This is a genomic window from Arthrobacter rhizosphaerae (assembly GCF_023062595.1).
Classification (GTDB): domain Bacteria; phylum Actinomycetota; class Actinomycetes; order Actinomycetales; family Micrococcaceae; genus Arthrobacter; species Arthrobacter rhizosphaerae.
On sequence record NZ_JALLAN010000022.1, the window covers coordinates 39,637 to 51,951 of the forward strand.

General features: G+C 62.5%; 11 protein-coding genes and 1 tRNA gene. 10 read left to right on the forward strand and 2 right to left on the reverse strand.

What is annotated here, in order from left to right:
- The first annotated feature begins 2 nt into the window (after window positions 1-2).
- The 10 genes from MU551_RS21500 (at window position 3) to MU551_RS21545 (ending at window position 10,295) form a co-directional block, all read left to right on the forward strand.
- Window positions 3-626: a MazG nucleotide pyrophosphohydrolase domain-containing protein gene (locus tag MU551_RS21500; protein ID WP_247048635.1), complete on the forward strand. Its 624-nt coding sequence runs from the start codon at window positions 3-5 to the stop codon at window positions 624-626.
- Window positions 627-746: 120 nt separating this feature from the next.
- Window positions 747-2,027, forward strand: a complete 1,281-nt coding sequence (gene eno / locus MU551_RS21505; RefSeq protein ID WP_247048593.1) for a phosphopyruvate hydratase — start codon at window positions 747-749, stop codon at window positions 2,025-2,027.
- A gap of 169 nt (window positions 2,028-2,196) precedes the next feature.
- A complete protein-coding gene (locus tag MU551_RS21510; RefSeq protein ID WP_247048594.1) occupies window positions 2,197-2,961 on the forward strand; it encodes an FtsB family cell division protein in 765 nt (254 codons plus the stop codon).
- A 79-nt stretch (window positions 2,962-3,040) separates the two neighbouring features.
- On the forward strand, window positions 3,041-3,709 hold the full coding sequence (locus MU551_RS21515) for a DUF501 domain-containing protein (protein ID WP_247048595.1): 669 nt from the start codon (window positions 3,041-3,043) through the stop codon (window positions 3,707-3,709).
- On the forward strand, window positions 3,706-4,653 hold the full coding sequence (locus tag MU551_RS21520) for a Ppx/GppA phosphatase family protein (protein WP_247048596.1): 948 nt from the start codon (window positions 3,706-3,708) through the stop codon (window positions 4,651-4,653). The genes MU551_RS21515 and MU551_RS21520 overlap by 4 nt, the downstream gene beginning before the upstream one ends.
- Before the next feature lie 55 nt (window positions 4,654-4,708).
- The gene (locus tag MU551_RS21525) at window positions 4,709-6,100 is read left to right on the forward strand and encodes a S8 family serine peptidase (RefSeq protein WP_247048597.1); all 1,392 of its coding nucleotides are present in this window, start codon (window positions 4,709-4,711) and stop codon (window positions 6,098-6,100) included.
- 34 nt (window positions 6,101-6,134) lie between these two features.
- Window positions 6,135-7,598, forward strand: coding sequence for an NAD(P)/FAD-dependent oxidoreductase (locus MU551_RS21530; protein WP_247048598.1), 1,464 nt, complete (start codon window positions 6,135-6,137; stop codon window positions 7,596-7,598).
- A gap of 134 nt (window positions 7,599-7,732) precedes the next feature.
- The gene (locus MU551_RS21535) at window positions 7,733-8,677 is read left to right on the forward strand and encodes an N-acetyltransferase (RefSeq protein ID WP_247048599.1); all 945 of its coding nucleotides are present in this window, start codon (window positions 7,733-7,735) and stop codon (window positions 8,675-8,677) included.
- Between the two features lie 20 nt (window positions 8,678-8,697).
- Window positions 8,698-8,771, forward strand: a tRNA-Leu gene (locus MU551_RS21540).
- Between the two features lie 174 nt (window positions 8,772-8,945).
- Window positions 8,946-10,295 carry an ABC transporter substrate-binding protein gene (locus MU551_RS21545; protein ID WP_247048600.1) on the forward strand — a complete coding sequence of 450 codons (1,350 nt, stop codon included), beginning with the start codon at window positions 8,946-8,948 and terminating at the stop codon, window positions 10,293-10,295.
- A 151-nt stretch (window positions 10,296-10,446) separates the two neighbouring features.
- On the opposite strand, the gene MU551_RS21550 is transcribed toward MU551_RS21545, so the two are convergent.
- Entirely contained in the window at window positions 10,447-11,220 is a 774-nt protein-coding gene (locus tag MU551_RS21550; RefSeq protein ID WP_247048601.1) for an ABC transporter ATP-binding protein, read from the reverse strand.
- Complete coding sequence (locus MU551_RS21555; RefSeq protein ID WP_247048636.1) at window positions 11,217-12,281, reverse strand: ABC transporter ATP-binding protein; 1,065 nt, start codon at window positions 12,279-12,281, stop codon at window positions 11,217-11,219. The genes MU551_RS21550 and MU551_RS21555 overlap by 4 nt, the downstream gene beginning before the upstream one ends.
- Window positions 12,282-12,315 lie beyond the last annotated feature (34 nt).

Below are 12,315 nucleotides of genomic sequence, written 5' to 3' on the forward strand. Positions count from 1 at the left end.
GGATGGGGGCGCTGACCCACGAGTCACTGGTGGAGTATCTGTTGGAGGAAGCCTTTGAGGTCGCCGAGACCATCGAGACAGGCGCCGCCGAGGCCGAGCTCCAAGGTGAACTGGGCGATGTCCTCTTGCAGGTTGTCCTGCACGCCCGTCTGGCCCAGGAACGCGATGTCTTCGACTTCGACGACGTCGTGCGCAGCATCACGGGCAAGATGATCCGCCGCAACCCCCACGTTTTCCGTTCCGACGGCACTCTTCAGGACACTTTCCCGGCCACCGTGGCCGAAATTGTGCAGAAATGGGATGCCGTGAAGAAGGCGGAAAAGCCGGCAGGCGCGGGTGTCTTCGAAGGCGTCCCGCTCGCCTTACCTGCTCTTGCCCGTGCCCAGAAGTCACTGGACCGGGCAGAGCGGGCCGGACTTGCGTTGCCCGCAGTACCCCCTGGGAAGTTGGCAGAATTAATGCCTGAATTAGTGCCTGCGGCAGACCATGGCACGTACTCCGAAAAAGAGCTGGGCGAGCTCCTTTTTGGTCTTGTAGCGGGGGCACGGGCCCAGGGCCTGGATGCCGAGCGTGCCCTGCGCGGGGCCATCCGTGAATTCCAGGAAGGCCACCACTCGCCTTCATGACGTCAAGGTGCCGGAGAGGTTTCCGTAACCTGTACCACTCTCGACTACGCTTGTCCTGACGAGTACGTCGAGTTTTCAGCTAGATTCCCAGTAAATCGCTTCACCATAAGGAGCATATTCATGGCGCTTATCGATGCCATCCACGCCCGCGAGATCCTCGATTCCCGCGGCAACCCGACAGTAGAAGTTGAAGTTCTGCTTTCCGACGGCCAGATCGGCCGCGCAGCAGTTCCGTCCGGTGCTTCCACCGGTGAGCACGAGGCGGTCGAACTCCGCGACGGAGACAAGGGCCGTTACCTCGGCAAGGGCGTCCAGAAGGCCGTCGACGCCGTCATCGACCAGATCGCTCCTGCACTGATTGGCTTCGACGCCACGGATCAGCGCAGCATCGACCAGGCCATGATCGACCTGGACGGTACACCCAACAAGAGCAAGCTCGGCGCCAACGCCATCCTGGGTGTTTCCCTGGCCGTTGCCAACGCAGCTGCGGCCTCTGCCGACCTGCCCCTGTACAAGTACCTGGGCGGGCCGAACGCCCACGTCCTGCCTGTACCGCTGATGAACATCCTCAACGGTGGCTCCCACGCCGATTCCGACGTCGACATCCAGGAATTCATGGTTGTCCCGCTCGGCGCCGAGACCTTCTCCGAGGGCCTGCGCTGGGGCGTTGAGGTTTACCACGCGCTGAAGGCCGTTCTCCAGGAGAAGGGCCTCTCCACGGGCCTCGGCGATGAAGGTGGCTTCGCGCCGAACCTGCCGTCCAACCGCGCTGCCCTGGACCTGATCCAGGAGGCCATCAAGAACGCAGGCTACACCCCGGGTACGGACATCGCCCTCGCGCTGGACGTCGCCTCCTCCGAGTTCTTCACGGACGGTGCGTACCAGTTCGAAGGCAAGGCGCTTTCCGCTACCGAGATGAGCGCCTACTACGCAGGACTCGTCGCCGACTACCCGCTGGTTTCCATCGAAGACCCGCTGGATGAGAATGACTGGGAAGGCTGGAAGACCCTCACTGACACCATCGGTGACAAGGTCCAGCTCGTTGGAGATGACCTGTTCGTCACCAACCCGTCCATCCTGCAGCGCGGCATTGACACCAAGACCGCCAACTCGCTGCTGGTGAAGGTCAACCAGATCGGTTCCCTGACCGAAACCCTGGACGCCGTCAGCCTGGCCCAGCGTGCCGGCTTCACCACCATCACCTCGCACCGCTCAGGCGAGACCGAGGACACCACCATCGCTGACATCTCCGTCGCCACCAACGCCGGCCAGATCAAGACCGGCGCCCCGGCACGCTCGGAGCGTGTGGCCAAGTACAACCAGCTGCTGCGCATCGAAGAAGAACTCGACGACGCCGCACGCTACGCCGGCCGCAGCGCGTTCCCGCGTTTCAAGGGCTAGTAGCCGCAAAAACGCTTGACCGGTGGCTATGGTTGAAAGACCATGGCCACCGGTTTTCTTTAACCAGGCAGGCAGTCAGCCCCCACGCGGGCCGGCAAGAGCATCAAGACAAGAGCAGCAAGGCAAGTGCAGCAACCGCCCGCAAGGACAAGGGCATTACAGGAGTGTCATGGCAACCCGACGTCCCAAGGTTCCCAGGATCACCAGTGCGGCCCCTACAGCGGAAGGGACCGACGGCGGCGATGTCATTCAGGCGCATTTCGGCTCCACAGCTTCAGGGACGAAGCCTGCTTCCGCAAGCCAGGGTCTGCGGGCAGACGAACCCCGGGCGGGTGCTGCTAAAACCGCCGGTGAGACACGGGGAACGGCCAGCGCCGCAGCAGGCAAAGCGGACGCCGCCATGTCCGCCGCCGGTAAGCGTGGAACGAACAAGTCCTCCGCCAGTCAGGTGAAAGTGGAAGCCCGCACAGGGGTGGGGAGTTCGCGGCACAGCGTGAAGCGGCCCCTGCCCGCCGGGCGCGACGGTGATGCCTCCTTGGATCCTGTTCCCGCACGGGCGTTTTCAGGCCGGTTGCTGGCGCTGGCCGTGGTGATGATCGCGATTACAGTGATGCTCGCACCAACAGTGAAGATTTACGTTGACAAGTCAGCCGAGATAGCGGCCCTGGAAGCGGACATTGCCGCCCGCAAGGCAGAGCAAAACGGCCTCAAGCAGCAGGTCTCCCGCTGGCAGGACCCCAACTACGTCAAACAGCAGGCCCGGGACCGCATTAACATGGTTATGCCGGGTGAGACGAGCTACTGGGTTTTTGGCAGCGATGAGCCTGCCGGAACCAGCAGCGGCCAGACCGGTTCAGGATCAGCAGAAGACCCGGCCAACCTGCCGTGGGTGGATGCCCTTTGGGAGTCCATCCGGCGGTCGGCAACAGACTAGAAGCGGTACCCGCCCCTGGAATGTCCCCGGGACAGTCCCCACCGGGAACGAAAGTGGCAACGCAGTGGAATGGAACGCAGTGGAATCGAATGCAGCGGCCTCGCCGGAGGAACTCCGCCAGCCGTCAGAAAAGGATCTTGACGTCCTCAGCCGCCAGCTGGGGCGGCCCGTGCGGGACGTTGTCGAGATCCCGGCGCGCTGCGTCTGCGGCAACCCCCTGGTCGCAGCCACCGCGCCCCGGCTTAGCAACGGAACGCCGTTTCCGACCACGTTCTACCTCACGCATCCAGTGATCACCTCCGCCGTATCGCGGCTTGAGGCCGCTGGGCTGATGAACACCATGAACGAGCGGCTTGCAGAGGACACCCCCCTGGCAGAGCGGTACCAGTCAGCCCATGAAGCCTACCTGCGCTCCCGGAACGAGATCGGTACACGCTGCGGAATCGGCGCGGTACCGGAGATCGACGGCGTTTCAGCTGGCGGAATGCCCACCCGGGTCAAATGCCTCCATGTACTGGTGGGCCACTCCCTGGCTGCCGGTCCTGGAGTGAATCCGCTCGGAGACGAAGCCTTGGCCGCAATTGCCGAGTGGTGGACGGCCGACCGTTGCTACTGCGTGGGGGCCTGGGATACAGCCGGCGAGACGCCGTCACGTGAACTGAGCCGCCACGGCCCCCAGGGCTTGCCTGACATAGTGGGCCGCCCCGCCCCTGTACGCGGCACCGCCGCAGCGAAGGATCTCCCATGACCCGCGTAGCGGCCGTTGACTGTGGCACCAATTCGATCCGCCTGCTGATCGCTGATGCCGCAGGCAAGGACGGCACGTTAGCCCTGAACGATGTGGTGCGGGAAATGCGGGTGGTACGGCTCGGCCAAGGGGTTGACGCCACGGGGGAGCTGGCGCAGGAAGCACTCGACCGGACCTTCGCCGCGGCGGCAGATTATGCGTCGATGATAAGGAGCCACGGTTCCAGTCATGTCCGTTTTGTAGCTACCTCGGCCACTAGGGACGCTGCCAACCGGCAGGTCTTCGTGGACGGCATCCGCAAGCTTCTCGGCGTCGAACCGGAAGTCATCTCAGGAGATGAGGAGGCTGCGCTGTCCTTCGCCGGAGCCAGCAGCGTGCTGCCTTCCAGAGGCCAGGATCCTGTCTTGGTAGTGGACCTCGGGGGTGGAAGCACGGAATTCGTGCTCGGCGATGTCTCCGGCGTGATAGCCGCAAAATCAGTGGATATCGGCTGTGTCAGAATGACGGAACGGCACCTGCTCAGCGACCCGCCGACGGCCCGGGAGATCGCCGCGGCGGAAGCCGACGTCGACGCCGCCATCAGCCAGGCGGCACTGGCCGTTCCCCTCGAACGTACTGCCGCCGTCGTTGGCGTGGCCGGCTCCATCACCACCATTACCGCGCACGCCTTGCGGCTGCCTGAGTACTCGCCGGCCGCTATCCATGGCAGTGAACTGAGCATCACAGTCATCCGGGAGGCGGCCAGCGACCTGCTGCGAATGACACGTGCGGAAAGGGCGGCCCTGCCCTACATGCACCCGGGCCGGGTTGACGTTATCGGAGCCGGGGCCCTGGTGTGGCGCCGTGTGCTGGAACGGATGGCGGAGGTCACTGATGGGCGGATCAGTACGGCTGTCAGCAGCGAACACGATATTCTCGACGGAATCGCCCTCAGCGCCCTCTGACCGGGCACCTGACCACCCCCTCCGTGCCGCCTGACATACAGCCGATTGGACCAGAATGACCAGAGCAACAGCCCGGTACCGCCGGACCGCCTCCGCACTCATCGCTGTAGCCCTCGCTGGCGGAAGCCTGACCACGGCCCTTGTCGCGGCGCCCGCGGCACACGCCGATGCCTGGCGGGACAAGCAGTACTGGCTGGCCGAATCCGGCATCACCAAAGCCTGGGAGGTCTCCAAAGGCGCGAACGTCAAGGTGGCCGTGATCGACAGCGGCGTGGACGCGGAGCACCCGGACCTTAAGGGAGCGGTTTCGGGGGGCTCTGACGCCTCCGGCGCGGGGAGCCCTGATGGACGCAAGAGCATCGGAGCGAAGCCGGAGCACGGAACGCTGGTCGCCACGATGCTGGCAGGCCGTGGACACCAGCCCAAGGATTCCACCGCCAAACCAACCAGCGGCCCCGAACCCAAAACTGGCCCCGACGGGATTGTCGGCGTCGCTCCTGAATCCGAAATTCTTTCAGTCTCCACCTGGCTCGGTTCTACGAACCCGGGTGGCAGGACCGACCAGGAGCAGATTCCCGACGCCGTCCGGTGGGCCGTGGACAACGGGGCCAAGGTCATCAACATCTCGCTGGGCAGTACCTCACCCCAGTGGCCGCAGAGCTGGGACGCGGCCTTCCTCTATGCCGAGCAAAAGGACGTTGTCATTGTGGCAGCGGCCGGAAACCGGGTGGGAGGAAACGTCCAGGTCGGAGCACCTGCCACCATTCCCGGGGTGCTCACGGTGGCCGGATTGGACCGGAAAGGTGTGGCCAGCGTCGATTCGTCATCACAGGGCATCAGCATCGGTGTGGCCGCTCCCGCCGAAGACCTGTTGGGTGGCACGCCGGGCGGCGGCTATGCGGAATGGGCTGGAACATCCGGGGCGACACCGATTGTCGCCGGTGTTGCCGCGCTGATCCGTTCCAAGTGGCCTGAGATGAGTGCGAAGCAGGTTATCAACCGCATCGTGACCACAGCTAAAGACGCAGGTGTCCCGGGCAAGGACCCCATCTATGGTTTCGGAGCCCTGAACGCTGAGGCGGCGCTGAAAGCCAACGTGCCGGAGGCAGCAGTTAACCCGTTGGGCACCATTTCAGATTGGATCCGCGTTCACCGCAGGGGAGGAGAGGCCCCTGCGGCGCCTGTTCCGAGCGCGAGCCCCACGAGCGCTGCTCCCACGCATCCCGAAGCCACGGTGCCTGCAGTAACGGCGCCTTCCTCGGGGGAGGCGGTCCTTCCCGCTCTCGTAGTTGTGGGCTTCGGATTGCTGTTCCTTGCCATCGTCGGTGCCGGGACTTTCCAGTTCCTGCGGGCATACAGGAATCCAGTCAAGGCGCCGGAAGAACCCGATACAGGAGTCCTTGAAGCTGTTCCATCCAGTCAGCGGACAAGCACCGGACCTAGTTAGTGAAGATTTTCACAAACTACTGTATTCTTGAAACATGGCATCCACCCCACAGCTCCAGGACCGTCCCAGGGTACTCGTCGTAGGCGGCGGGTACGTCGGCCTGTACGTAGCCCTCAAACTGCAGAAGAAGATCGCGAATGCCGGTGGCATCGTCACCCTCGTTGATCCCCTGCCTTACATGACCTACCAGCCGTTCCTGCCGGAGGTTGCCGGTGGAAACATCGAGGCACGCCATGCCGTTGTTTCCCACCGCCAGCACCTCAAGCAGACCGAGCTGATCCAGGGTCGTGTAGCTTCCATCGATCACGCCAACCGGACGGCCGTTGTAGCACCGGCAGACGGCGGCGCGAACTTTGAAGTTCCTTACTTCGACGTCGTTGTGGCGGCAGGTGCCATTACGCGCACCTTCCCCATCAAGGGACTCGCTGACAAGGGGATCGGCCTCAAGACCATCGAGGAAGCTGTTGCACTCCGCAACAAGGTTCTCGAGCGGATCGAAGCCGCCTCCGTGATGACTGACCCCGCCGAACGCGCCCGGGCCCTCACCTTCGTAGTCGTGGGAGGTGGCTTCGCCGGTATTGAGTGCATCACTGAGATGGAAGATCTGGCCCGCGCAGCTGTCAAGAACAACCCCCGCATCAACCAGGAGGAAGTCCGCTTCGTACTGGTGGAAGCCATGGGCCGCATCATGCCCGAGGTCACGGAGAAGCAGGCGGTGTGGGTTGTGGAGCACCTCCGCAGCCGCGGTATCGAGGTGCTGCTGAACACGTCCCTGGACAACGCCGAGGGCGCCCTCAAGCTGATCAACCTGCCGGATAAGACGCTGGCACAGGAATTTGAAGCTGACACCCTGGTCTGGACTGCAGGCGTGCAGGCTAACCCAATGGTGCGCTCCACCGATTTCCCCCTTGATGAGCGCGGCCGTGTCCGCACACTGCCGGACCTCCGCATCGCCGGGGACGAAGGCATTGTCGAAAACGCCTGGGCTGCCGGCGACGTCGCAGCAGTTCCCGACCTTTCCGGCGGTGGAGTGGGCGGTTTCTGCGTGCCCAACGCACAGCACGCCCTGCGCCAGGCCAAGCGGCTTGCCAAGAACCTGTGGGCCTCCCGGTGGGAGAAGGACCTCAAGGACTACAAGCACAAGAACCTGGGTGCCGTCGCCGGTTTCGGCGAATGGAAGGGCGTTGCCAACATCAATCTGATCGGCAGCATCGGCCTCAAGGGCGGACTCGCCTGGCTGGCGCACCGCGGCTACCACGGAATGGCGATGCCTACCTTTGAGCGCAAGTTCCGGGTCATCCTCAACTGGATCATCGCCTTCTTTATGGGCCGGGACACCACGCAGCTGATTGACCTTGACAACCCGCGCGGCGCCTTCGTTGCTGCTGCTACTCCGGCACCCAAGCCGGCCGCTGCAGCCCAGCCGGAGATTCCCGCAGGCAAGCAGGGTGCTCCAGTGGCTAAGGCCAAGGAATCAGTTTCGGCGGACAGCAAGTAGCTGCACTGACACACACTGTGTAAACGCCCGACGGCGACCGTTCCCTCTGGGGGCGGTCGCCGTCGCCGTTAACATGATCCGACACTGCTCTTTCAGCTCGCTTGTCGGGAAGGCGGGTTACGTAGACTGGCCCCATGACAGGCGAAAAAGACCTCCAGGTACTTCTGGCGACGATGCAGCCCGTTCTGCGGCAGGGGGACTATGTGTATGCTCTCTGGCCGCACGGAAAGCCACTGGGGGGCGGAATCGAAGCTGCTGTGCGGGAAGCCGAGGGCCTCACAGTAGTGCTGCCAAGGAGCGAGGCCGACACGCTGGGACTGAAGTATGACTTCGTGGCGTCCTGGATCACTCTCCAGGTGCACTCGGCCTTGGAAGCGGTGGGCCTTACGGCGGCCGTGAGCGCCGCCCTGACGTCAGCCAAGATCAGCTGCAACGTGCTGGCGGGCTTCCACCATGACCATTTGCTGGTCCCTGTGGCCGACGCACCCCGGGCCATGGTAGTTCTGGCCGAGCTGGCGGCTGAGAATGCCCACGTGCCGGCGCCGCAACTGCTGCTGCGCGACGAGCAGCCGGGGGACCGGGAAGCGCTGCTGGAGCTCACCGCGGCGGCGTTCGCGGTGTCACCGGCAACGGGCATGCCGGTTGACGGTGAGCCGATCGAGGTGGAGGTGCTCCGCCAGCTTTTTGATTGCGATGAATACTTGCCGCAGTTCAGCATCGTTGCCGAGCTCGACGGCGAAATTGTGGGCCACGTTATCAGCACCCGGGGCTGGGTTGGTGAGCTCGAGCTGCTGGGACTGGGCCCCATTGGCGTGGTGCCTAAGCTGCAGCGGCACGGCATAGGCTCGGCGCTGATGCACGAGACGGTGGTCCGGGCCAACGCGGCGGGGGAATGGGGCATCGCGCTGCTGGGAAGTCCCGTCTACTATGAGCGTTTCGGATTTGTGCCCTCGAATTCCCTGGGTATTGATCCGCCAAACCCGGAGTGGGGTGACTACTTCCAGTTGCTGCCCCTCGCAGTGTGGCCTGGTGGTATCCATGGGACTTTCCGGTATGCCGCGCCACTGGCACGCATTTGACGGGATAACATTGACCGGGCGCCCCAGTAGCCCAATTGGCAGAGGCAGCGGACTTAAAATCCGCGTGTTGTGGGTTCGAGTCCCACCTGGGGCACTTCATTTGGCTCGTCATGCCCGTTAGATTTCCCATAGGCAACGAGTGTTATAAGGATGTGACCGTAGTCACTTATTTTCAGGCCAAAATTGCACTAGCTTGAAAGTTAAACCCAGGAACACCTGGTAATTCGCATCAAAGGCCGTTCGCACCTTTCGATCGAGGAGATTCTAAATGATTGCAATTCCCCAGGCAGCGCCGCGGGTTGCTAAGCTCACAGCGCTTAGCTTCGGTGTCGCTCTTCTGGCTACGGCTTGTGGCGGTTCACCAACCCCCGGCTCGACCCAAACCACCACGGCACCGTCCGCAGGGATCGCGTGTCCTGCAGGAGCGGGAGGCGGCACAACCACCGCGCCCGCGGCAGCATCCGGTTCCGTCCCTGCATCCAGCACCACCACAGACACAGCGTTGAAGATCGGCTCGCTTCTGCCGACGACCGGCAACCTGGCCTTCCTTGGCCCACCCGAAATTGCCGGTGTTAACCTCGGCATCCAGGAGGTTAACGCTGCTGGAGGTGTCCTAGGCAAGCCTGTAGAAGTTATTCACCGTGACTCCGGTGACACCAAGACAGATATTGCGACGCAGTCCACGTCGGCTCTGCTCGGCCAGGGTGTCAGCGCGATTGTCGGCGCAGCCTCATCGTCTGTGTCCAAGACGGTCATCAACCAGATCACCGGCGCAGGTGTCATCCACTTCTCGCCGGCGAACACGTCCCCTGACTTCACCACGTGGGATGACAAGGGCCTGTACTGGCGTACCGCGCCCTCTGACGTCCTGCAGGGCAAGGTCCTCGGAAACTACATGGCCACCTGTGGAGCCCAGACCGTGGGCATGATCGTACTGAACGATGCCTATGGAACCGGCCTGCAGAAGAACGTCAAGGAAGCCTTCGAGGCAGCCGGCGGCAAGGTTGTTGCCGAAGAGCTGTACAACACGGGCGACTCCCAGTTCAGCAGCCAGGTGGACAAGGTCATTGCAGCCAAGCCGGATGCCATCGCCCTGATCACCTTCGACGAGGCAAAGAGCATCATTCCGCTTCTGACAGGCAAGGGCGTCAAGGCGAACCAGATGTTCCTCGTCGACGGCAACATGGCTGACTACAGCAAGGACCTGCAGCCGGGTACCTTGAAGGGCGCCCAGGGAACAATCCCTGGCACGTTCGCCAAGGACGACTTCAAGAAGAAGCTGCTGGCCATCGATCCGGCTCTCAAGGACTACAGCTACTCCGGAGAGTCCTACGACGCCGTGAACCTCATCGCGCTGGCCTCGGAAGCGGCCAAGAGCACCAACGGTGTGGAGATCTCCAAGCAACTGAAGTCAGTCTCCGAAGCCGGTGAGAAGTGTAGCGACTACGCTTCCTGCGTCACGTTGCTCCGTAACGGCAAGGACATTGACTACGACGGCCAGTCCGGCCCCGTCACGTTCTCGGACGCTGGTGACCCGACAGAGGCCTTCATCGGCATCTACGAGTACCAGGATGACAACAAGTACACACCGGTGAAGGAAGAATTCGGCAAGCTGTAAGCCGAACGCTCACCGACACTAAGGGAAGGCCCCCGTCCAGGCAGTTTTCAAGCCTCGGACGGGGGCCTTCCTGTGTAAGACTCCAAAGCAGAAGGGCCGCCACCGGATGGTGACGGCCCTTCTGCTTGCGGTTTATCCGGTCAGATAATTCTTACTCGACGGTGTCGGCCAGGGTGCCCAAGTAGAGCTGGATAACCTTGGGATCCTTCATAAGTTCGCGGCCCGTACCCGTGTAGGCGTCCCTCCCCTGATCCAGGACGTACCCGCGGTCGCAGATCTGCAGGCAGCGGCGGGCGTTCTGCTCGACCATGATCACCGAGACACCCGCCCTGTTGATCTCGTGGACACGGAGGAACGTCTCGTCCTGTTTGACGGGTGAGAGGCCGGCAGAGGGCTCGTCGAGCAACAGAACGGCTGGTTCCATCATGAGTGCGCGGCCCATGGCTACCATCTGGCGTTCACCACCGGACAGGGAGCCTGCACGCTGGGCCCGCCGCTTGCCGAGTTCAGGAAACAGGCTGGTGACGAACTCAAACCTTTTCGCGAAGTCTTTGGGTCGCTGGAACATGCCCATCTGCATGTTTTCCTCGATGGTGAGGGTGGCAAACACGTTGTTGTTCTGCGGAACAAAGCCCACGCCCTGAGTGACCAGCTTGTTCGCCTTGAGCCCGGTGATGTCCTGTCCCCGCACCACAACAGACCCTGAATGGACTTTGACCAGTCCGAACATGGCCTTCAGCAGCGTGGACTTACCGGCGCCGTTGGGGCCGATAATGCCGATCAGCTCTCCCTTACGGGCTTCGATGCTGCAGCCGTTGAGGATGTTTACGCCCGGAAGATAGCCCGCTACGAGATCGGTAACCTTTACCACGACGTCATCTGTGGACGCCATTTGAGGTGACGTCGCTGCGCTGGTTGCACTCATTCTTTGTCCTTCTCTGTGCGGCCGGGATCAGCCATGCCTGACTCGGGGGAGTTGGGCTCATCGGCGGCCGGAGCCTGGTGGGCCGCGGGGCTGAGGTCGGGTTGTTCGGTATCAGCCTCCCGGATCTTGGCCTCTACTGAATCAACCGCGATGATGCCGGCGTTTTCAGTGCCCACGATGGATTCCTCGTCGGCTTCGAGTACTGCCTCCAGTTCCCTGATGCCTTCGGTGTCACCAAGGTCAACATCATGGTGTGCACCAAGGTATGCGTCAATAACAGCAGGGTTCTTCATAACCTCGCCAGGGGGGCCCTCGGCCACGATCTTCCCTTCGGCCATCACCACAACCCAGTCGGCGATGTGCCTGACCATGTTCATGTCGTGCTCCACGAAGAGCACGGTCATGCCTTCGGCTTTGAGGTTCTTGATGTGGTCCAGCAGCGACTGGGTCAGTGCCGGGTTCACGCCGGCCATAGGCTCGTCCAGCATTACCAGCTTGGGCCGGACCATGAGGGATCGAGCCATCTCAAGCAGCTTGCGCTGGCCCCCGGAGAGGGACGCTGCGTAATCGTCCTTTTTGGCGTCGAGCTTGAATTTCTCGAGCAGGGCGTCGGCCTGGACGGTAAGTTCCTTCTCGCGACCACCCCAGATCCCCTTGAAGAGGGCCTTGGAGAGCCGTTCACCTGGCTGATTCGCGCCGCCAAGGCGCATATTCTCCATGACAGTGAGCTTGCCCATGACCTTGGTCAGCTGGAAGGTGCGGACCATGCCCATGCGGGCCAGCTTGTATGAGGACACGCCCTCGATGTTCTTACCTTCAAACTGCCATTTCCCGGAGTTAGGGGTATCGAAGCCGGTGAGGAGGTTGAAGAGAGTTGTCTTCCCGGCCCCATTGGGACCGATAAGTGCAGTGATTTTGTGCCGCGGGATTTCGAGATACTGGACATCGACGGCGTTGATGCCGCCGAAGCTCCGGGTGACGTTTTCGGCCACCACGATGGGATCCCTCTTCTTGCAGCCGGGGGCGATTTCGCCGGCGGCGATCGGACTTGTATCCGTCATGTAATCGACGCCTGCAGGGTTCTGTGCCGTGCTG

What these genes read in the sequence shown, in the direction of transcription:
- MU551_RS21500 (WP_247048635.1), top strand. Translation starts at nt 3, where the DNA reads ATGGGGGCGCTGACCCACGAGTCACTGGTGGAGTATCTGTTGGAGGAA.
- eno (WP_247048593.1), top strand. Translation starts at nt 747, where the DNA reads ATGGCGCTTATCGATGCCATCCACGCCCGCGAGATCCTCGATTCCCGC.
- MU551_RS21510 (WP_247048594.1), top strand. Translation starts at nt 2,197, where the DNA reads ATGGCAACCCGACGTCCCAAGGTTCCCAGGATCACCAGTGCGGCCCCT.
- MU551_RS21520 (WP_247048596.1), top strand. Translation starts at nt 3,706, where the DNA reads ATGACCCGCGTAGCGGCCGTTGACTGTGGCACCAATTCGATCCGCCTG.
- MU551_RS21525 (WP_247048597.1), top strand. Translation starts at nt 4,709, where the DNA reads ATGACCAGAGCAACAGCCCGGTACCGCCGGACCGCCTCCGCACTCATC.
- MU551_RS21530 (WP_247048598.1), top strand. Translation starts at nt 6,135, where the DNA reads ATGGCATCCACCCCACAGCTCCAGGACCGTCCCAGGGTACTCGTCGTA.
- MU551_RS21535 (WP_247048599.1), top strand. Translation starts at nt 7,733, where the DNA reads ATGACAGGCGAAAAAGACCTCCAGGTACTTCTGGCGACGATGCAGCCC.
- MU551_RS21545 (WP_247048600.1), top strand. Translation starts at nt 8,946, where the DNA reads ATGATTGCAATTCCCCAGGCAGCGCCGCGGGTTGCTAAGCTCACAGCG.
- MU551_RS21550 (WP_247048601.1), bottom strand. Translation starts at nt 11,220, where the DNA reads ATGAGTGCAACCAGCGCAGCGACGTCACCTCAAATGGCGTCCACAGAT.
- MU551_RS21555 (WP_247048636.1), bottom strand. Translation starts at nt 12,281, where the DNA reads ATGACGGATACAAGTCCGATCGCCGCCGGCGAAATCGCCCCCGGCTGC.